The 20421-nt window shown below is 36.0% G+C and carries 24 protein-coding genes and 1 pseudogene; 20 read left to right on the top strand and 5 right to left on the bottom strand.

Going from position 1 to position 20421, the window contains the following annotated elements; translation table 11 throughout:
• Positions 1 to 89 precede the first annotated feature (89 nt).
• The gene (gene miaE / locus DUT69_RS14210; protein ID WP_113653904.1) at positions 90 to 671 is read left to right on the top strand and encodes a tRNA-(ms[2]io[6]A)-hydroxylase; all 582 of its coding nucleotides are present in this window, start codon (positions 90 to 92) and stop codon (positions 669 to 671) included.
• On the opposite strand, the gene DUT69_RS14205 is transcribed toward miaE, so the two are convergent.
• The gene (locus tag DUT69_RS14205; protein ID WP_113653903.1) at positions 668 to 1747 is read right to left on the bottom strand and encodes a DUF3810 domain-containing protein; all 1080 of its coding nucleotides are present in this window, start codon (positions 1745 to 1747) and stop codon (positions 668 to 670) included. The genes miaE and DUT69_RS14205 overlap by 4 nt on opposite strands.
• A 76-nt stretch (positions 1748 to 1823) precedes the next feature.
• Positions 1824 to 3158, bottom strand: a complete 1335-nt coding sequence (locus DUT69_RS14200) for a dihydroorotase (protein ID WP_113653902.1) — start codon at positions 3156 to 3158, stop codon at positions 1824 to 1826.
• Between the two features lie 587 nt (positions 3159 to 3745).
• Between DUT69_RS14200 and DUT69_RS14195 the strand changes: the two genes are divergently transcribed.
• The 4 genes from DUT69_RS14195 to DUT69_RS14180 all read left to right on the top strand — a co-directional run bounded on the left by DUT69_RS14195 (position 3746) and on the right by DUT69_RS14180 (position 6220).
• Positions 3746 to 5086, top strand: a complete 1341-nt coding sequence (locus DUT69_RS14195; RefSeq protein ID WP_113653901.1) for a DEAD/DEAH box helicase — start codon at positions 3746 to 3748, stop codon at positions 5084 to 5086.
• Positions 5086 to 5349: a hypothetical protein gene (locus DUT69_RS14190; protein WP_113653900.1), complete on the top strand. Its 264-nt coding sequence runs from the start codon at positions 5086 to 5088 to the stop codon at positions 5347 to 5349. The genes DUT69_RS14195 and DUT69_RS14190 overlap by 1 nt, the downstream gene beginning before the upstream one ends.
• 70 nt (positions 5350 to 5419) lie before the next feature.
• Positions 5420 to 5755, top strand: a complete 336-nt coding sequence (gldC, locus tag DUT69_RS14185) for a gliding motility protein GldC (RefSeq protein ID WP_113653899.1) — start codon at positions 5420 to 5422, stop codon at positions 5753 to 5755.
• Between the two features lie 60 nt (positions 5756 to 5815).
• Entirely contained in the window at positions 5816 to 6220 is a 405-nt protein-coding gene (locus tag DUT69_RS14180) for a hypothetical protein (protein WP_113653898.1), read from the top strand.
• A 3-nt stretch (positions 6221 to 6223) separates the two neighbouring features.
• On the opposite strand, the gene DUT69_RS14175 is transcribed toward DUT69_RS14180, so the two are convergent.
• The gene (locus DUT69_RS14175; protein WP_113653897.1) at positions 6224 to 6739 is read right to left on the bottom strand and encodes a DUF421 domain-containing protein; all 516 of its coding nucleotides are present in this window, start codon (positions 6737 to 6739) and stop codon (positions 6224 to 6226) included.
• Between the two features lie 88 nt (positions 6740 to 6827).
• On the bottom strand, positions 6828 to 7310 hold the full coding sequence (locus DUT69_RS14170) for a methylated-DNA--[protein]-cysteine S-methyltransferase (protein ID WP_113653896.1): 483 nt from the start codon (positions 7308 to 7310) through the stop codon (positions 6828 to 6830).
• Between the two features lie 73 nt (positions 7311 to 7383).
• Between DUT69_RS14170 and DUT69_RS14165 the strand changes: the two genes are divergently transcribed.
• The 15 genes and pseudogenes from DUT69_RS14165 to DUT69_RS14095 all read left to right on the top strand — a co-directional run bounded on the left by DUT69_RS14165 (position 7384) and on the right by DUT69_RS14095 (position 19393).
• The gene (locus tag DUT69_RS14165; RefSeq protein ID WP_113653895.1) at positions 7384 to 8046 is read left to right on the top strand and encodes a heme exporter protein CcmB; all 663 of its coding nucleotides are present in this window, start codon (positions 7384 to 7386) and stop codon (positions 8044 to 8046) included.
• Positions 8047 to 8048: 2 nt separating this feature from the next.
• The gene (locus tag DUT69_RS14160; protein WP_113653894.1) at positions 8049 to 8576 is read left to right on the top strand and encodes a hypothetical protein; all 528 of its coding nucleotides are present in this window, start codon (positions 8049 to 8051) and stop codon (positions 8574 to 8576) included.
• 595 nt (positions 8577 to 9171) lie between these two features.
• A pseudogene (locus DUT69_RS14155) lies at positions 9172 to 9744 on the top strand (cytochrome c biogenesis protein); the annotation flags it as partial.
• Positions 9737 to 9958: a CcmD family protein gene (locus tag DUT69_RS14150; RefSeq protein ID WP_240186726.1), complete on the top strand. Its 222-nt coding sequence runs from the start codon at positions 9737 to 9739 to the stop codon at positions 9956 to 9958. The pseudogene DUT69_RS14155 and the gene DUT69_RS14150, both read left to right, overlap by 8 nt.
• A gap of 145 nt (positions 9959 to 10103) precedes the next feature.
• Positions 10104 to 11522, top strand: coding sequence for a Glu/Leu/Phe/Val family dehydrogenase (locus DUT69_RS14145; RefSeq protein WP_113653893.1), 1419 nt, complete (start codon positions 10104 to 10106; stop codon positions 11520 to 11522).
• 287 nt (positions 11523 to 11809) lie between these two features.
• Positions 11810 to 12445, top strand: coding sequence for a peptide-methionine (S)-S-oxide reductase MsrA (msrA, locus tag DUT69_RS14140; RefSeq protein WP_113653892.1), 636 nt, complete (start codon positions 11810 to 11812; stop codon positions 12443 to 12445).
• A gap of 160 nt (positions 12446 to 12605) precedes the next feature.
• Positions 12606 to 13022, top strand: a complete 417-nt coding sequence (locus tag DUT69_RS14135) for a cytochrome c maturation protein CcmE domain-containing protein (RefSeq protein WP_113653891.1) — start codon at positions 12606 to 12608, stop codon at positions 13020 to 13022.
• On the top strand, positions 13022 to 15493 hold the full coding sequence (locus DUT69_RS14130; RefSeq protein WP_113653890.1) for a heme lyase CcmF/NrfE family subunit: 2472 nt from the start codon (positions 13022 to 13024) through the stop codon (positions 15491 to 15493). Before DUT69_RS14135 ends, DUT69_RS14130 begins: the two co-directional genes overlap by 1 nt.
• 3 nt (positions 15494 to 15496) lie before the next feature.
• Complete coding sequence (locus DUT69_RS14125) at positions 15497 to 16258, top strand: Rossmann-like and DUF2520 domain-containing protein (RefSeq protein WP_113653889.1); 762 nt, start codon at positions 15497 to 15499, stop codon at positions 16256 to 16258.
• 41 nt (positions 16259 to 16299) lie between these two features.
• Positions 16300 to 16632: a 2Fe-2S iron-sulfur cluster-binding protein gene (locus DUT69_RS14120; RefSeq protein ID WP_113653888.1), complete on the top strand. Its 333-nt coding sequence runs from the start codon at positions 16300 to 16302 to the stop codon at positions 16630 to 16632.
• 65 nt (positions 16633 to 16697) lie between these two features.
• Positions 16698 to 16943, top strand: a complete 246-nt coding sequence (iscX, locus tag DUT69_RS14115; RefSeq protein ID WP_113653887.1) for a Fe-S cluster assembly protein IscX — start codon at positions 16698 to 16700, stop codon at positions 16941 to 16943.
• A gap of 28 nt (positions 16944 to 16971) precedes the next feature.
• Positions 16972 to 17499 (top strand): KdsC family phosphatase, encoded by a 528-nt coding sequence (locus DUT69_RS14110; RefSeq protein WP_205314276.1) that lies wholly within the window; start codon positions 16972 to 16974, stop codon positions 17497 to 17499.
• Positions 17500 to 17616: 117 nt separating this feature from the next.
• On the top strand, positions 17617 to 18024 hold the full coding sequence (locus DUT69_RS14105) for a Spy/CpxP family protein refolding chaperone (protein WP_113654193.1): 408 nt from the start codon (positions 17617 to 17619) through the stop codon (positions 18022 to 18024).
• A gap of 81 nt (positions 18025 to 18105) precedes the next feature.
• Complete coding sequence (locus tag DUT69_RS14100) at positions 18106 to 18672, top strand: Maf family nucleotide pyrophosphatase (RefSeq protein ID WP_113653885.1); 567 nt, start codon at positions 18106 to 18108, stop codon at positions 18670 to 18672.
• 52 nt (positions 18673 to 18724) lie between these two features.
• The gene (locus DUT69_RS14095) at positions 18725 to 19393 is read left to right on the top strand and encodes a carboxypeptidase-like regulatory domain-containing protein (protein ID WP_113653884.1); all 669 of its coding nucleotides are present in this window, start codon (positions 18725 to 18727) and stop codon (positions 19391 to 19393) included.
• Here DUT69_RS14095 and DUT69_RS14090 read toward each other — a convergent pair.
• Entirely contained in the window at positions 19390 to 20295 is a 906-nt protein-coding gene (locus DUT69_RS14090) for a Ppx/GppA phosphatase family protein (protein WP_113653883.1), read from the bottom strand. The two genes, DUT69_RS14095 and DUT69_RS14090, sit on opposite strands and share 4 nt — an antisense overlap.
• Positions 20296 to 20421: the final 126 nt, after the last annotated feature.

Genomic DNA, 20421 nt, shown 5'->3' with positions numbered 1-20421 from the left:
GGGGCTACGGTGAGCGATATCGGAATACATTGTTTTTCTAAAAAATGTAAATCAAATATTTTTAAATTTGCGGGCAAACTAATGAGCACATGCTAGGACTAAAATTGTTAACAGACCCGCGTTGGGCAAACATTGCCGAATCGAATTTAGAAGAGATTTTAACCGACCATGCTTGGTGCGAACAAAAGGCTGCTACAAATGCAATTACTTTAATTACTCAAAACTCAGAGCACCAAGATTTAGTTGACGAACTAACTGCAATTGCCATTGAAGAAATGCAACACTTTAAAATGGTAATTGATATTATTAAACAACGTGGTTACGTTTTAGGTAGGGAGCGCAAAGACGATTACGTAGGCAGATTAGTTAAGTTCAGCAAAAAGGATGGAAGTAGAAATACTGCTTTTATAGATAGGCTTTTGTTTGCTGCCATGATTGAAGCCCGCAGTTGTGAACGCTTTCGGGTGCTTTCTCTAAACATAAAAGACGAAGAATTAGCTAAATTCTACCATGATTTAATGGTTTCTGAGGCTGGCCACTACACTACTTTTTTAAATTTTGCCCGTAAATATACTATTGATGTTGACGTAGATAAACGCTGGAAAGAATGGTTGGAGTTTGAGGGCGAATTAATACAGAGTTTCGGCAATAAGGAAGCTATACACGGTTAATTCAACTCTTTTCGATGAATATTCCATAACCAAATTACAATATTTTGATAGCTTTTAATGCCTGTTTTTTGTTTGTTCAACTTTAAAAATTTATCGAACGCTATACCCATGTAATTTGACATTTGGCCGTTATACTGTGCCCAAAATTCGCTTTCCGCTTTAAAATCTTTTAACACGTTTTCATCTATTTTCTCTCTCATGGCAACGTAATCCTCTGGAGATTTTATCTTTATTTCTAGTAGAATATAACGAAGCATATTATAGTTTACCGAATATTGCAGATTTGCGTCGCTACTGTTTTTTCCAACTAAATAAGCCACTAAGTTTGCTTCATCTTCTTTTGCCACACCTAGCTGATGGGCGATTTCGTGACAACTTACAAAAGGCAATACCCAAGCCGGTAGTTTCATATTCACATTTGCTTCGGCACTTAGAGGATTATAATAACCTTCGATGCCAATTTTGCTAACTAACCAACCATTTATTACAGGTTTTACCGATGGAGCTTTATAGTTAAAAAAAGAATCTTTAGAAGCCATTTCTTTATAGGCTAAAACCGACTGCCTTTTAAGGCTAATAATAGTGTAGTTATGATTGGCCTTTTGGTGTAAACGATTTGTTTTTGTGATAAAATAATTGCCCAACCTTACTAAATTTTCAACGGTGTATTTTTCGTCGCCAATATTGAGTTGTTTGTTTATGGTTGGCCTAGCATAATTTAAGCCCCAAAGAATTTTGAAACTAACGTAGAAAATTAAAATTGCGTTGGTTATAGTTAAAGGCACGTTAACCCTATCAGATTTGCGCCATCCTGTTTTTTTAAGTCGCCAGCCAAATTTAAAAATTAACCTAAGCAGAGCGATGATGATAAGGAAGTAAAATAAATCGCCTAGCGCATAAGGGAAAATAGAACTTAAAAATCTAAGTGTTATAGAAATAACTTGGTAAATGCCATTTGAGTAAGTTTTAAGTACAAAATCCGGAAATAGCTCAATTATAAAAATGAGTAAAGCTATACCGAGAAGAACGGCAGATTTTATAATCGTTTTACGAATGGACTTATCAAATATCTTCAACGTATGCTATTTCTAAAAAAAACTAAACGAGATATCTCTTCGCTTTGCTTGCTCGATATAAAGAATAAAATAAAAATTATCTCTCGAAAGTTAATCGCTTGCCAATTTGGTGCGTAACGAACTTGCCATTCAAATAGGCCAAATTTCCAGAAACAAAAGTGTGCGTTATGCTAGCTCTAAAAGTTTGTCCATCAAAAGGGCTCCAACCGCACTTGTAAAAAATATTTAATGGCGTTACCTTAAATGGATCGTTAAGATTCACTAGAACCAAATCTGCCCAATAACCTTCTCTAATAAAACCGCGTTTCTCAATGTCGAAACATATAGCGAGGTTGTGTGCAGTCTTTTCAACAATCTTCTCTAAGCTGATCTTTCCTTGTAGATACATTTCTAGCAATGCGGGTAAGGCATGCTGTACCAACGGACCGCCAGAAGGAGCTTGCGCATAGGGCAATTGTTTTTCTTCTAAAGTATGTGGCGCATGGTCGGTAGCTATAACATCTATATTATCTGCTAAAATACCTTGTAAAATTCCGGCTTGGTCGGTAGCGGTTTTTACAGCAGGATTCCATTTTATAAAATTTCCTTTGGTAGCATAATCTTGGTCGTTAAACCAAAGGTGATGGACACAAGCTTCTGCAGTTATTTTTTTGTCTTTTAGTGCAACGGAATTATCAAAAAGTGCAACCTCCTTGGCTGTAGAAATGTGCAGGATATGCAAACGCGTATTGTAGCGTTTTGCTAATTCTACCGCTAATGAAGACGACTTGTAGCAAGCCTCTGCGCTTCTAATCAAAGGGTGCATTTCGATGGTTAAGTCATCACCATATTTAGCTTTGTAGTTTGCAAGGTTTTCTCTAATGGTTGCTTCATCTTCGCAATGCGTAGCTACCAAAATAGGTGCTTTGCTAAAAATATTTTCTAAGGTTTTTTCATTGTCTACCAACATATTTCCGGTAGATGAGCCCATAAAAACTTTAATTCCACAAACATTTTTAGCGTCTGTTTTTAACACTTCTTCAATATTATCATTGCTTGCGCCCATATAAAACGAGTAATTAGCAAGCGAGGTTTCTGCCGCTATTGCATATTTGTCTGCTAATAATTCTTGCGTTAAGGTATTGGGAACAGTATTTGGCATTTCCATAAACGAGGTAATACCTCCGGCAACAGCTGCCATACTTTCGGTAAAAATATCTGCTTTATGGGTTAGCCCGGGTTCACGAAAATGAACCTGATCATCAATCATTCCTGGTAAAAGGTGTAAACCTTCGGCATTAATTTCTTGGGCACCAACAGCTGATAAGCCTTGCCCAATTTTTTCAATAATTCCGTTTTTTACTAAAACATCGGCAATAAACTGTTTGCCTTCGTTAACTAAAGTAGCGCCTTTTATCAAGTAAGTATTCATGGTTGTAAAGTTAGGAAATTGAGTTGAGATTGTGTTGAATCTCAAAGTCCGAAAGTCGGTAAGTTTGAAAGTCCGTAAAGTTTAGGGGTTTAAAAGGTTCTAGGAGTTTGAGATTTGGAAGTCTGTTAGGTTAATGACTTCAAGAAGGCGGAAAAACTGATTTGTAAAAGTTTTAGGCAACGGGGAAGAACTTTGGTTACTGTGGCTAAAGCCAATCGTCTTTTGTTTTGTTAACCGTTGGCTAAAGCCGACGGCAAAGAATAGTTTAAAATGTTTATTTATACTCTAAATTATAGAACATTATTTCATCATTGCCGTTGGCTTCAGCCAACGGACTGCAAATTTTGCATTTAGCTTTTTATAGCAGCAAAATTTTTGTTAATTAAACCTGATTTAGTGGAAATCCTTTTACCATTCCCCTTTAGGGGATTTTTGGGTAAAAGATTGAAGCGAGAGCAGGACTGAAATTGCCGAGAAGCTATTGTAAAAGTTTACAAAATCAATTATGATGCGTTTTAAAAGCTTGAATTGCCGAGTTTTGGACTATAAACTTCGGACTACAGACTTATTCTGTATCTTTGTGCGCTATGGCAAAATCGTTCGAAGAATTTAATTTAAACAGACAGATATTAAACGCGGTTGCGGATGCGGGTTATACCGTGGCTACGCCAATACAGGAAAAGGCAATTGCACCGGTATTATCTGGACAGGATATTTGCGGTATTGCCGAAACGGGCACAGGTAAAACCGCAGCTTACGTTTTGCCGATGTTAATGAAGCTTAAGTATGCGCAAGGCGATGCGCCAAGAGCATTAATTTTAGCGCCTACAAGAGAGTTGGCCATGCAAATTGCCGAAGAAGTAAAGCGTTTTTCTACCTATACTGATTTGCGCTCTGTGGTGATATTTGGCGGTATTGGTCCCAAGGCACAAAAAGAGCAAATTAAGGCTGGTGTTGATATTATTATAGCAACGCCTGGCCGTTTCTTGGATATTTACCTGTCGGGAGATATAAATACTAAATTCTTACAGTTTTTAGTGTTAGACGAAGCAGATAAAATGATGGATATGGGCTTTATTGGCTCCATTCACAGGATTTTGGAAATCGTCCCTCGCAAGCGTCAAAACCTGCTTTTTTCTGCAACCATGAGCGAGTTGGTGCAAAAAATTGCAGGCGACTTTTTGAAACATCCAACTACAATCGAAGCTTCTGAACAAGCTACCCCGGCAAGTACCGTAACGCAGGTTTTGTATGAAGTGCCGAACTTTAAAACAAAAATAAACCTGTTACAACATTTGTTGAAGGATGATGAGGTTTTTAATAGGCTGATTATTTTCTGCAAAACAAAAGCAGTTGCCGATAATATTTACAGCTTTGTGGTGCGCAGATTTGGCGAAGAGGCAGTTAGGGTAATTCATGCAAATAAAGGACAGAATACACGTATAAATTCTATTAATAGTTTTAAGGAAGGAAATATTAGGGTTTTAGTTGCTACAGATGTGGCAAGTAGGGGTATCGACGTAAGCGATGTAAGCCATGTAATTAACTTTGATGTGCCGATTATTATTGAAGATTATGTGCACAGAATTGGTAGAACGGGTAGGGCATTTGCCACAGGCGATGCAATTACTTTTAGTACCGAGGCGGATAAATATTATGTGCGAAAGATTGAAAAATTAATCCGCCAGTATATTCCTGTTGAGCCAATTCCGGAAGGTGTGTTTATTGAAGAAACACCTTACAATGAAAAGCAACACATTGCTCGCGAAATTGATAACCAAAAGCGTAAAGAAGACCCGGATTTTAAAGGTGCTTTTCATGAGAAGAAAAACGCTAAACAAATTGAGGAGCGAGAACGCGAAAAGGCTAGGGCAAAGGCAAAAAAAACTAAGGTTTTTAAAAATAAAAAACGTTTCGATAAGAAGTAATGAAATTCAGACTTACGCCATTAAACATAGTTGCAGCGTTAGCGCTAGCATTTTTTGTGGTTTCTTTCTTTCAGTCAAACGCAACTAGGGGTCATGTAGATTTTAGCGTATTATACAAGGCTATTTTAGGAGCAACTGTTGTGGTTGCTTTTATAACTGATATGATTTTTAGATTTATTTTTAAAGATTTGAAGCGGATATGGTTGGTAGAAATGGTATTTATTGCGTTAACGGTTATCCTTTTTTTATTATTACAAAAGTAAAACTTTAGTGGCTGTAAATTGCTTGGTAAAATGAGCATATTTGCAACCAAAAAATCAGTGAATTCATTTTATGAGACAAGCAGAAATTAAAATTACGGTAGAATTAGACGATAAAAATATGCCAGAGAATATTCTTTGGGAAAGTACAGATGCTGAAACCAAAGATCAAGTGCCTGTAAAATCAATGATTCTGGCTTTGTGGGACCATAACTACAAAAACTCTATGCGTATAGATTTATGGACTAAAGATATGCCGGTTGATGAAATGAAACGTTTTTTCTACGAGACTTTGCAAACCATGGGCGATAGTTTTTTGAAAGCAACTGGCGAAGAAAACATTGTAGAAGACCTACGCGATTATTGCGCTCACTTTGCAGAAAAAATGGGTATCGATACTAGAAAATAATCCAGTTTTCAGTTGGCAATTTCAACTTGAAACTTACCACCTTTAAATAAAACTTTAAAAATGTTAATCGTAAGAAAAACGAACGCTTATATCGGGCTAATACTAACCGCAATTGCTATTTCTGTAGCGCCAATGCTTAAAGTGCCTTTAAAAGGCAATTGGGTTTTGTACCAAGCAGATCCGCGTTTGCTTTACATATCAATGGCGGTTTTGGGATTAACTACAATGATGCTTTTTGTAAGAGCGTTAAGAGCGTTTAAAATTATGGCAATTGTTACTCTAATTTGGAGTGCCCTAATGGCCGTTGCGGTATATTTTAAAGTAAATAACTATTTCGGTTCAAAATTTTTTGATAAGGTTTTAGCTAAAACCATCCATTTTCAATGGGGCTGGGTAGTGTTGTTGGTTGGTGTTTTGCTATTGGTTTCAAGCGTAAAAAAGGTTCAGTTAGAAACGAAAGCGTAAATTTTAATCGTTAAGCAGTAAGGATTTATGTGCTTTTTTACGTTTGTAATGACTTTGTCTTAAATTTTTTTCGCCACTAATGATGCTGATGTTTCCATCAACTTCAAACATGGCAAGCTTAACATCTTTGTAATGTTCAACGCCATGTTCACGCATGGCTTCTTTCAATTCATCATCGCTAATTCCTAAACGACTTAACTTATCAAAGTTTAAAATCCCGTTGTGGATTAGAACTTCTGGATGCTGAAAAATGAAATTGCTAATCTTTTTGCTTTTAAAAGTTACCTTCTTAAGAATGTAGTTGAGGATAAAAAGCACAGCTGCAGCTGCCAATCCGCCAAACAAGCTTGTGTTGCTGCCAACCATCGCATTTTGCACCGCATTGCTAATGAGTAAAATCAACACCACATCAATCGTATTTAATTGCGAAAGTTCTTTTTTGCCTGTAAGTCTTATTGCCACCAGCATAAATACGTATACCGATAAACTTCTTAATGCAATATCTAAATATGGATTCATTTTGTTTAAGATTTTAGATTGACGAATTACGATTTAGTATTGAATAATTTAAACTTAGGGGCTTCGAAACGGTCAAGTTTCCAACTATTTAAAACTTCAACTCAGTTTGGCCTTTCTGCACAACCTCTCTTTCGTGCTGTAACAACCACTTTTTTCGCCAAAGTTCTCCTGCATAACCAACAAGTTTGCCATTGCTGCCAATAACTCTATGGCAAGGAATGGCGATAGCTATATTGTTTTTTCCGTTTGCGGCGGCGATAGCTCTTATGGCTAAAGGTTTGTGTGCCGAAAATTTGGCATAAGAGGTTATCTCACCATAGGGGATTTTTAAAAGGTTTTGCCAAACTTGTTGCTGAAATTCTGTTCCGCTTTGCGAAATTGGAAAAGTGAAGGTTTGTAGCATTCCTTCGAAATATGCTTTTAATTCTTTGGCGGCTAATTGGCTAATTTCGTTCTCTGCTAAGCCCGTTGTATCCCTAGCATGAAAAGTGATTTCAGAAACTGCATTTTCATCAGCCATTATAACTACTTCTCCAATTGGCGAATTGATTATGCTACAATATTTTTCCATCTCAAATACAATATTACAACAATACAACAATTTTCAGTACAACAATTTAGCAATAAAACTATCTTTGCTCCCAATGCAGTTTGCTACTCAAATTAAAGAACTTATAAGAAAAGAAATGCTATTGGAATGGCGTTCTAAATACGCTTTAAATGGTGTATTGCTTTACGTTGTTTCAACTGTTTTTGTATGTTTTCTGTCATTTGTTAGTATCGAAAAACTAACTTGGAATGCATTATTTTGGATCATCATGTTATTTGCTTCTATAAATGCTGTGGCAAAAAGTTTTCTTCAGGAAAGTAAAGGCAGGCATTTATACATCTACACCTTGGTAAGCCCAATCTCGCTAATAATCGCAAAAACAATATACAACAGTTTGTTAATGATTGGCCTAACGCTTGTTGCATTAATGTTCTATAGTATGGTGTTCGATTTTCCGAAAGAAGCAGACGTGCTGATGTATTTAGTAGCAACTATTATGGGCAGTTTAAGCTTTGCAACAATATTTACCATGGTGTCGGCAATTGCATCTAAAGCGGGCAACGGTGGCATGTTAATGGCCATTTTAAGTTTCCCAATTATTATACCGGTGCTAATAGTACTAATTAAATTAGCGAAAAATGCCATAGATGGTTTGGATAGGAGCGTAAGTTTAGATGACGTTGGTCTTTTGGCATTAATTAATGTAATGGTTATGGCTGTTTCGTTGTTACTATTCCCTTATTTATGGAGAGATTAAAAATGAAAAAGGCAGCAATATTTATAATTCTTTTGTTTGCCATCACTTCGGCAAATGCGCAAAAACTAACTTTCGCAGAACTAACTAGCACATTTACTCAACCGTCGATAGAAAAGTTGGAGGCTTTTTTAGAAAATAAAGGCTTCGATTATTTTAGAAGGGATGTCACCTCCGGAGGCAACGATACTTCTCGTACTTACAGACCAATAGATCGTTCTAAATATGCATTTTTTGATTTTAAAACCTATAAAAGTGATAAAACTAAACGTGTTTATAACTACCGAGTTAAATATGTAGTGTTTAACATAGATGATTTTAAAAGTTTTGGAGAATTGCTCCTTACCGAAAAGTATAAAAAGGTAGAGGGTAAGGCACTATCTTTCGAGAACGATAAATACTTGGTGGATCTGGAAGTAGTTAAACCTTCGGCTTTAGCGAGAGCTTACGCTATAACCATTACCAATAAACAATTAGGAGCTGCGTTAGCAGAAATAGAGTTCGATAAATTGCTACGTAAAGCAACAAATTAAATTCTAAGCAGCTCAATTATTAATTTGTCATTTAAACCTTATTTCTTTCATTTAGCCATTTTTACTTTGCCGATTAATTATTTAAGACAAAAATAGATTGTTACCTTTGCCTGATAAAAATCAGGTAATACAAAACATGGCTAAATCTTGGTGGAAAATTTTATGCGCATTATTGGTAGTTTATTCGGCAATTGCCGGATTGTATTTTCCACTAAAACCCGGAGTTGAATCAATTAATCACGGTAAACTAAATCCAAATCAAAAGCTAACTGTAGATGTAAATGGTTATAACACCAGATTTAATCAAGAACAAAACCTAGCGTTTTATCTGCAGGATCACAAGCAACTATTAAAAGCAGATTCTATAATTGTTGTAAACGCAAGCGAAGCGAAAGCTGTTTTTGTTCTTCCAGAGGCATTTGGCAGCAATACTTTACATTTAATTGGTACGGGTGAGAAAGATGGTTTAATTGTTTTAACCGAAGCCATTATAGTAGATAATGCTATGGTTAACAAGATTTATGGACTGCGTAAAGATGCCTTGCCAAACCAAAATATAAAAGCAGATTATTTCGGATTTCCTTACCAACATAACCTTTACGAAACTTCTCGCAATCTTTATTTTCACGTGCCAATGTGGTTCGGTATGATTGTGTTGTTTTCGATTTCGGTTTTCTTTAGCATAAAGTCCTTACTAACAAGTAGCGCCCTAGATGATATAAAAGCCGTCGAAAGTGTAAATATTGGGGTAATATTTGGTACGCTTGGCATTGTAACTGGAGCTGTTTGGGCTAAATTTACCTGGGGTGCATTTTGGAGTTTCGATGTGAAACAGAACTTTGCAGCCATTTCACTTTTGCTTTATTTCGCTTATTTAATTCTTCGCAATGCGATAGATGAGGAGCAAAAGCGAGCTAAAATAGCCGCCATTTATAATATTTTCGCTTTCCCAATGATGGTGGTATTGCTCTTCGTACTACCTCGATTGTCAGACTCCCTACATCCCGGCAACGGTGGTAACCCTGGTTTTAACGCTTACGATTTAGACAGCCATATGCGTATGGTTTTTTACCCAGCTGTTTTAGGTTGGATATTAATTGGATATTGGATTTACACGCTGTTGGTAAGAGTTAGGGTGTTAGAACAAAATAATTTAAATCATGATTAAGAAATTATCAAGCACATTTTTAATGTTACTGTTTGTTAGCCAATTATTTGCGCAAACTCAAGAAGCATCAGTTATGCAAAGCATCCATAACAATGGTAAAATATACGTTGTAGTGGCCGTAGTGCTAATAATTTTAATTGGTTTGCTGGTATATCTGTTCGCAATAGACAAAAGAATAAAAATGTTAGAAAAAAAATCTAACATCAAAAACTAATTTTAAACGGCATAGCCCTAATCTTTTGATGATTTCGGCAGTGTGTTTATCTTACACTAAGCAAATTTATACTTGCATAAATGCATTAATTTAATGCAATTTTGCAGCGTACAAAGAAAAAACCCAATTTATAAAACAATAAGTAATGGCTAATACAGCAGAAACAAGTTTTTTTACAGATGTCTGTAATAACTTTGATAGTGCCGCAAAATTCACCTCGCATCCAGAAGGTTTATTGGCTCAAATAAAAGCATGTAACAGTGTGTATCGTTTCCAATTTCCAATTCGTAGAGGAAACGGTTTCGAAGTAATTGATGCATGGCGTGTAGAACACTCTCACCACATGAGCCCTACTAAAGGTGGTATTCGCTATAGCGAAATGGTAAATGAAGATGAAGTTATGGCGCTTGCCGCATTAATGACTTACAAATGTGCCATTGTAAACGTTCCATTTGGTGGTGCAAAAGGCGGTATTTGCATTAACCCAAAAAATTATACAGTTGCCGAGTTAGAAACAATAACTCGTCGTTATACAACAGAATTAATCAAAAAGAATTTTATTGGTCCTGGTATAGACGTACCTGCTCCAGATTACGGATCGGGCGAAAGAGAAATGAGTTGGATTGCTGATACTTACATGGCAATGAACCCTGGTTCTTTAGATGCTTTAGGCTGCGTAACTGGTAAACCCATCGCTCTACACGGTATTCGTGGTAGAAAAGAAGCAACTGGTCGTGGTGTGGCTTTCGCCGTTCGCGAGTGTGTAAGCTTTGCCGATGATATGGCCGCTTTAGGTTTAACAGCTGGTTTGGGTGATAAAAAAGTTATCGTTCAGGGTTTAGGTAACGTAGGTTATCACTCTGCTAAGTTCTTAGCAGAATTTGGAGCAACCATAGTTGGTGTTTGCGAGTACGAAGGTGCTATCTACAAAGCAAGTGGTTTAAATATCGATGAGGTTTTTGCTCACCGTAAAAATACAGGTTCAATTTTAGGCTTCCCAGGTGCTACAGATTTCAAAAACTCTTTGGAAGGGTTAGAGCAGGAATGTGATATCCTAGTTCCTGCAGCTTTAGAAAATCAAATTACAGGCGCTAACATCCGTAACATTAAAGCAAAAATTATTGCTGAAGGTGCAAATGGTCCATGTACGCCAGAGGCTGAAGAAATTTTTACAGAAATGGGCGGTATCATCATTCCTGATATGTACTGTAATGCTGGTGGTGTAACAGTATCTTATTTCGAATGGTTAAAAAATCTTTCGCACGTTGCGTTTGGCCGCATGGAAAAACGTTATGCAGAAAACTCAAATGCAAACTTAATTAATACTTTAGAAAGCTTAACTGGCAAAACTATTCCTGACGAAAATCGCTTAATGATTGTTAAAGGTGCGTCAGAAATGGAATTGGTAAACTCTGGTTTAGAAGATACGATGATTCACTCTTACCGTGAAATTAGAGAAACCCTAAAAAACAAACCAGAGGTGAAAACATTAAGAACAGCAGCGTTTGTAAATTCGATTGACAAAATTGCAATTTCTTACATGAACTTAGGTATCTGGCCATAATAGGTTGCAACACATTATACAGTCCTCGTCATTTATTTGGCGAGGATTTTTTTTGCAAAGCAAATTCAGCTTCACTTTTTTAGGGGCAGTCCTGCTTTTCATTTCAATTTTTTTGTTAATGTTTATGCCTAGCTTGATTAGGCACCGCTACAAAAAAGATTTCCATTGCAATCAGGTTTTAAGTCATCGGCTGTGCAAGGCGCTAAAAAATTAAAATTGTACTGTAATGACAAACCTGCAAAAACAAAACTGCTATTTCCTCGTATATTGTATTAAACTTGTCAATCATGAAAAGGATCTTAATTCTATTACTAAGCTTAACCATTGCAACATCTTGCAGCAGCAACGAAAAAACCAAAGCAGATTTACCCACACCAGGACCAAAACAAAAAGTTGCTGTTTTTGCTGCGGGATGTTTCTGGGGAATTCAAGAAGGTTTTTCGCAACTTAAGGGAGTTGTAAAAGCAACTAGTGGCTACACTGGCGGAACTACTAAAAATCCAACTTACGAGCAGGTAAATACCGATGAAACTGGTCATGCCGAAGCAGTACAAGTAATTTATGATCCATCGGTTATCAGCTTTGCGCAATTATTGGAAGCTTTTTTTGTAATGCATGATCCAACTCAATTAAATAGGCAAGGACCTGATGTAGGAACAAGTTACCGTTCTATGGCTTTCTATAGTGATGACGCAGAAAAGAAACAAATAGAAACCGTTATAAAAAGATTAAATAGTAAAAGTTTGGCGGGTTTGGTAGTTACCGAGGTTAAGCCAATTGCAACCTTTTATCCGGCAGAAAAATATCATCAAAACTATTATCGCCTAAATCCTAATAACAGTTATATTGTTAACGTTTGCGGACCAAAAGTTCAAAAACTACGTAAGGCATTTCCAGAGCTTATCCAAGAAAAATACAAATAAGTCTCTTTTTCTTTTCTTTATATAGAATCATTAAAAACAACTTGTTTTTTACGTGTCGAACTATCAATATATTGTCACGATATACATTAGAAAGCCACGCAATTTTTTCGCGTAATATTGTTTAATTATCTTTGTTGGGTAGATTTTTAATTTAACCAACATGAGAAAAAGCGCAATTATTGGTCTAATTACCATTGCTCTTTGCATTGGCTTCTTAGTTAGCTTAAATGCAGACACGCAGAGCTATTCTAACTTTGCCGAGGCAGCAACTTCTAATAGGGAAGAACATGTAATTGGTAATTGGGAAAAAAGTAAAGGTACCTATTACGATGCGGTTAAAGATCCTAATCATTTCGCTTTCCACATGAAAGATGAAAAAGGTTTAGTTAAAAAGGTGGTGCTTAACGGTACAAAACCCCAAGATTTTGAACGTTCAGAAAAATTAGTGCTAATTGGCGAAATGAAAAACGACACCTTTTATGCATCTAAAATATTAATGAAATGCCCGTCTAAATACAATGACAATATGGTTGAAGTTAACCAAGATGGCACTGTAACACAAGTTAACAAGTCTTAATGGATATTCAGTTTATTGGAGAAAACCTCCTGCCAGGTAAAATTGGCCAGTTCTTTATCGTGCTAGCTTTTGCAGCGTCTTTATTATCTACAATCTCATATTATTTCGCGGTAAAAAGCAGAAACCAAAGCGATACCTCTTGGACAAAGCTTGGTAGAATTGGTTTTTTCGTGAACATAATTAGTGTAATAGGAATAGGAACAACCTTATTCTATCTTATTCTAAACCACTACTACGAATATAATTACGTTTATCAGCATTCTTCAAAATCATTACCTGTATATTATATTGTTTCGGCATTTTGGGAAGGGCAGGAAGGCAGTTTCTGGCTTTGGGCATTTTGGCAATCGCTATTGGGAGCTATCTTAATTTGGAAAGCTAAAACTTGGGAGAATGGTGTAATGACTATCGTAGCGTTTTCTCAGGTGTTTTTAACTTCTATGCTTTTGGGTGTAGAAATTTTTGGCTATCGTTTGGGTAGCTCTCCTTTTATTCTTTTAAGAGAAGCGAGGGATTTAAAGGTGTTTGCACCTATGGTTTTTAACGATCCAGAGAATTTCAAAAACTATTTAAAATTTATTACAGATGGTAAAGGCTTAAATCCATTACTGCAAAATTATTGGATGGTTATACACCCGCCGACGTTGTTTTTAGGATTTGCAAGTATGATCGTACCTTTCGCGTATGGTGTAAGTGCACTATGGCAAAGAAGATATAAAGAATGGGTTAAACCTGTTTTACCTTGGGCATTATTCGCCGTAATGATTTTAGGAACAGGTATTATTATGGGTTCGTTCTGGGCTTACGAAGCATTAAATTTCGGTGGTTTTTGGGCTTGGGATCCGGTTGAAAATGCTTCCATTATCCCATGGTTAACCTTAATTGGTGGCGTACACGTTATCATCGTTTATAAAAATACAGGTCATGCTTATTTTACGGCAATGGCTTTAATATTGATAAGTTTTGTGTTGGTATTATACGCGTCCTTTTTAACAAGAAGCGGTATTTTGGGCGAAACCTCGGTTCACTCTTTTACCGATTTAGGAATGTTTGGTCATTTAATTGCCTATAATGTAATATTCTTATTTATTGCTGTCTATTTCGTAGCATCAAGGTGGAAAGAGTTGCCAATTACACATAAAGATGAAGAAACTTATTCGAGAGAGTTTTGGATGTTTATTGGAGCACTAGTGGTAACGGTTTCTTGTATACATATTATTTTTGCTACTTCAGTACCAGTATTTAATGTTGCCTTTGGTACAAACATAGCCCCAAGAAAAGATGTAATCGCTTTTTATAATAAGTGGCAAGCACCTTTTGCGGTATTAATTGCTTTGATATCCGGCTTTTCTCAGTTTTTGAAATACAAACGAACTGATCCTCGGAAATTTTATAGCAGTTTAGTTTCTTCGGTAGTTTTTGCTATGGTAATTACTGGAGGCTTTGCTTGGTTAACTGGTGTTTACACCAACTTAATGTACGTTATTTTAACTTTTAGCTGTGTATTTTCAGTTTTGGCGAATGCCAGGTTATTAACATCAGCTTTTAGCGGCAAAGGAACTAAGTTAGTTGGCTCTGCAGTTGCGCACATTGGTTTTGCTATTTTGTTAATCGGCGCTTTAGTTGCGGCGGCTACTAGTAAAGTTATATCTATAAATGCAACCAACGAAATTGCGGTTAAAGATTTTGAGAAAGGCGAAAAACCTGGCGAAAATATAATGCTGTATAAAAACGAGCCTAAAAAAATGGGTAGGTATACAGTTACTTATGTAAGCGATACAACAGTTTTGCCAAATACTTACTATAAGTTGAACTTTAAGGTTTTTGCTGAGGATGGTAAAATTAAAGAGGATTTTGATTTGAATCCAAGAATCCAAGAAAATGCTCAAATGGGTGGAGCAATTCCATCTCCAGATACAAAGCATTATTTAACAACTGATATTTATACCCACATAACCAGCGCAGCAGTAAGGCAAGAAGAGCATGAGCCTCACGAAGGACATACAGAAGAGGAAAACTACAAAGCTCCGAGAGTGGAGATGGTAAGTGTTGGCGATACAATCCATACTAGTAGCGGTATTTTAACGGTTAAACCAATAAATAGTAAACCAGTTGTTAAGGATTTAACCCTGGCGCCTGGCGATTTAGCAGTTAGTTTGCCTTTAGAAATTAACGTTAGTGGTAAGGTTTATATGTTAGAACCTTTATTTATGGTTAAGGGAAGTAATGTATTTGATTTTGCCAGAAAAAACGACGAGTTGGGGTTACGTGTTAGATTTACCAAAATTATTCCGGAGCAAAATAAATTTGAAATCCAGATTTTTGAGAAACCACAACAGGCTAAGGATTGGGTAGTGTTTAAATCTATTGAGTTCCCTTACATTAATTTGTATTGGGTAGGAACTATTGTAATGGTTATCGGTTTCGTTATTTCTATTTTTAGACGACAAAAAGAGTTAGTTGGACGTTAAAGTATGAAAGTTGTTATTGTTGGATCGGGAAACGTTGCTACACATCTAGCCTTGGCTTTTTTAGATGCTGATATAGAGGTTTCTCAAGTTTGGTCTAATAATTACGGCAATGCTTTAAACTTAGCAATAAAGGTTAGTGCACAGGCGATAGAGAGCTTGAATGAAGTAGATAATGATGCAGATTTGCTTGTAATTGCAATTAAAGATGATGCCATTGCAGAGACATTAGCAAGACTAGTACATTTTAAAGGCGCTATTGTGCATACAGCAGGGTCAGTTAACCTAAATGTTTTCGGAAATAAAATTAAAAACTACGGGGTGTTATATCCTCTGCAAACCTTTTCGAAAGATAAGACCCTAGACTTTAGAATTATTCCACTTTGTGTAGAAGCAAATAATTATGAAACTTTAGCCTTTATTAAGGCGGTAGCAATTAAGTTGAGTGATAAAGTAGAGGAAGTAGATAGCGAACGACGTAAAGTTCTGCATTTGTCGGCAGTTTTTGCCTGTAATTTTACAAACCATTTATACGCGTTAGCAGCAAATTTATTAGCTGAAAACGATTTGAAATTTGATTTAATTAAACCGCTGATTAAAGAAACAGCCAATAAAATATTAACTACAACGCCTAAAAATGCACAAACTGGTCCTGCGGTTAGAAATGATGAACAAACCTTAAAAAGTCATGAAGCGATGTTGGTAAAACAGCCAGCTTTATTAGAAATATATAAAACTCTAAGTAATAGTATTAAAAAACACAATTAATATCAATTTGTGCTTTTAGCTAGTTACTTTTGCAAATAATTATGAGTATTTTCAAACTAAAAATAAATTTTGAGGAGGACGGCAAAACTCCGTTAGAGTTGCCTATTGCGGCAGGTGAAGATGTTTTAGACGTTTGCCTGGATAATGGTATAGAATTGCAACACAACTGCGGTGGTGTATGCGGTTGCAGTACCTGCCACATTTACGTAACTAAAGGCATGGATAACATTCAAGAAATATCTGATAAGGAAGAAGATTTTATCGATAGAGCTGTTAGGCCAAAAATTACTTCGCGTTTAGCTTGCCAGTGTGTAATTATTGATGGAGATATTGAGGTAACTATACCTGATCAATCTTCATTTTTAGGGCACTAATTGCTTAGCAATTTATGGCTCAAATTTGAGCTTAAACATTTACCTTCAAACATTATAAAAAAGAGATGAACAACGATAAATTTGCACTACCTATACATTGGAACGACCACGAAGATATTGCCCAAGAGCTTTACGAGAAATTTGGCGATGATTTTAACGAAGCGAAAATCTACCGTATTCGTTTTACGGAATTAATTGAATGGGTATTAGAACTGCCAAACTTTAAAGGTACAAGAGAAGAAAGTAACGAAGGACATTTGGAGCAAATTCAATCTGCTTGGGTTTACGAGTGGAGAGACAACCAAGATTAAGCAAAATAAATTCTAAAAAATCATCCCCATGTTTTTACAGAACTTAAAAAATATTACCACTTTTATTTTTGATGTTGATGGCGTTTTAACCGACGGAACTGTTATCGCATCTGAATCTGGCGACTTATTACGTAAGTTTAATATTAAGGATGGTTATGCGCTACAATTAGCTCAAAAGCGTGGATTTAATATTTGTATAATATCGGGAGGGGGTGGTACAGCAACAGAAAAACGTTTTGAAAATTTAGAGTTGCAAGATGTTTTTCTTCGTGTAAATAATAAGGTTGCTGTATTTGAGGAATATTTAGCAAGTAAAGCCATTAAGCCAGAGCAAGTTTTATACATGGGCGATGATATGCCTGATTATTTTGTAATGCAATTGGTTGGTATAGCAACTTGTCCGGCAGACGCTGTAGACGAAATTAAGTTGGTTTCTCATTATATTTCACCTAAAAACGGTGGCGATGCCGCGGTTAGAGATGTAATTGAAAAAGTGTTAAAAGTTCAAAAAAAGTGGTTCGATCTGAACCCGGATGCTGCAGAGGCTAGTAAATAGCTTAAAGTGTAATTGTTTCTTTTTCAATGTTTTAGAATGGTATCAATTTAGTTACTAAAATTGATTAAACTATTTATGAATTGTGATGCTCTAACAACCATAAAATATAAACAAAACATGAAAAAATTATTAATTATCTGCGGGTTATTATTTAGTGTAGTAACCTTTGCAAATGCACAACAAGGTGGTGGCAGACCAGGCGGTGGCCGTATGAATGCTACACCAGAAGAGAGAGTTAAACAGTTGGATGAGAAAGTTAAATTAACTGATGAGCAGAAAACTAAAGTAACGGCTGTTTACACGGAAGCGGCAGAAGCGCAGAAAAAAATGCGTGAAGAAATGCAAGCTGGTGGTGGAGATAGAGAAGCAATGATGGCAAAATTTCAAAAAATGTCTGCTGATACCGACACAAAATTAAACGCGATTTTTACTGCTGAGCAAAAAACCGCTTACAAAGCTTGGCAAGACGAGCAAAAAGCCGCTAGAGAGAAAATGATGAAAGAAAGACAAGGTGGCGGTAAATAATTTGAACCACAAAAAAATAATAACAAAAGCGACTTACCGGTCGCTTTTGTTATTTTAGACGAAATTTATAAAATATTAGCTATGTACATACAAAATCAACCCATCATTTTAGCTTCTAAATCACCTCGCAGACAAGAGCTGTTACAACTATTGGGTTTCGATTTTTCGGTAGAGTTGAAAGATGTTGATGAAAGTTATCCTTCAAACCTATCGCCATCTGAAATTTCAGTGTACATAGCAAAGAAGAAAGCAGAGGCTTTTGGTAATGTGCAAGGCAAAATCGTGATCACCGCTGATACGATTGTAGCGTTAAATGGTGAGATTTTAGGTAAGCCACAGGATGCATCGCATGCGCAAGAAATGTTACAGAAATTAAGTGGTAGCGTACATGAAGTTTATACAGGCGTGTCTATTCTAACAGATGATAAAACAGTTTCTTTTTTCGACTCATCTGAAGTTTCGTGTAGAAAAGTAAGCCTAAGCGAAATAAACTATTACATAGAAAATTTTAAGCCATTTGATAAAGCTGGCAGTTACGGCATACAAGACTGGTGGGGCCTAGCTGTAGTAGAATACATTAAAGGCTCTTATACTAACGTAATGGGCTTGCCAACAGAGAAACTTTATAAAACTTTAAGTAATTTATAAGTCCCTTATGGAATTAATTTAGTTTTTCCATCATCTATCCAAATTGAGACAGATGAAAACTAAAGCCATATCCGTACAAATTGCAGAACCTTGCACCCAAAATTGGGAGCTAATGGAAGATAGAAGTAAAGGGCGTTTTTGCGAAGCTTGCCAAAAATGCGTAGTAGATTTCTCTAACCATAGCAATGCAGAAATTGTTAAAATTATAGCTAGTTCAAATGAAAGTATTTGCGGTAGACTTTCAGTTACACAACTTAATCAGCTTAATTATTATTTTATAGCCGCTCCATCTAATAAAAATTGGCTTAAATATTTAAGCGTATTAGCAATAGGCGCAAGTTTGTTTGTTAATGAGGCAAAAGCAATTGGAATAAGTGAGCCAATTGAAATTGTATCTGGCTCGGAAAAGGCACCTATTGATGTTAAACCAAACAAGCTGAAGAAAATCTATGGTTATGTTTTCGACGAAAATAATAAGCCGTTAGCTGGCATCAGAGTTGTGATAGCGAATACTAAATTGTTTTCGAAAACGGATGAAAATGGCAGGTATGAAATTGTTTTTAAGAACAGTTTGGTTAACGAAAATAGTATAATTAAAGTCGAGTCGATTCGTTTCGAGGGATCTACTAAACTCAATTATTTAAAAGAAAAGCAGGTAGACTTAAAACTGGCTGAAGTTTACATGATTATGGGCAAAATTGCAATGGTAAATAAAACCTAAGATTTTAAACTTTGTAAAACACCCATCTTTAAATCATAAGTAGATAGTTTAATTTCTGTTAGCTCAAAGGTCTGTACAACATAGTTTGTAAGTAAACTCGCCATAACAATCATATCAACCCGTAATGGAATTAAATTAGGCATTGCTTCTCGTTCAGCATGTGTAGAAGAAATTAATTTGTTAGATAGGGATAAGTAGTCTTTCAAGTAAATATCAGCTGTGCTAGTTTCGGCTATGTTCAACGATGGATTGATCATACTGGCGAAAGTTTCGAATGCACCTGCAGAGCCAATTAATGTTTTTGGCTGGTACTCTTCGACAATAACTTTTAGTGCTTTTAGCTCGCTTGCAATATGTTCATTGATTTGATCTATTTCAGTTTTACTAATAGGATCTGTTTTAAAGAACTTTTGCATTAACCTTGCCGCACCTATATTGTAGCTTTTTTTCCAAATCAGATTTTCCTCATCACATAAAATGAATTCGGTGCTACCGCCACCAATATCCATAATTAATGATTTTCCGGTGATTGCGCCACTTAATTTTACACCTTCGTAAATCAGCTCTGCTTCTTCATCCCCGTCAATAATTTCAATATCAATATCGGCAGCTTGTTTAACGGCATCCACAAAGTTTTGTCCATTAGAAGCACTTCTTACAGCTGAGGTGGCGGTTGCTTTAACTAACGTAACATCATGTATTAAAAGGCTATTTTTAAATTCCTTTAGGCAGTTTATTCCCCGCTCAAACGCTACAGGAATTATACAGTTATCTTTTGTAATATCTTCGCCCAGCTTAACAGGCTGATTAGTTTTATAAACTATTTGTAACTCGTTAGCATTTTGCTCGGCTATTATTAAATGAAAAGTATTGGTTCCTAAATCTATTGCTGCTATCCTCATGTACTTATTTAACGGCTAATTTTTTAATGTATTATTTTGCACCTTGCACTTAGGCTAATCGATGTTTTGTACTTAAATACCTGAGGTACCTAAACTGTTATAGCTAATCCTCTAAGATCGAAGGGT

It is taken from the genome of Pedobacter namyangjuensis, assembly GCF_003313325.1.
Classification (GTDB): domain Bacteria; phylum Bacteroidota; class Bacteroidia; order Sphingobacteriales; family Sphingobacteriaceae; genus Pedobacter; species Pedobacter namyangjuensis.
The sequence above is the reverse complement of the archived record's forward strand: the minus strand, read 5'-3'. Positions and strand labels throughout refer to the sequence as shown.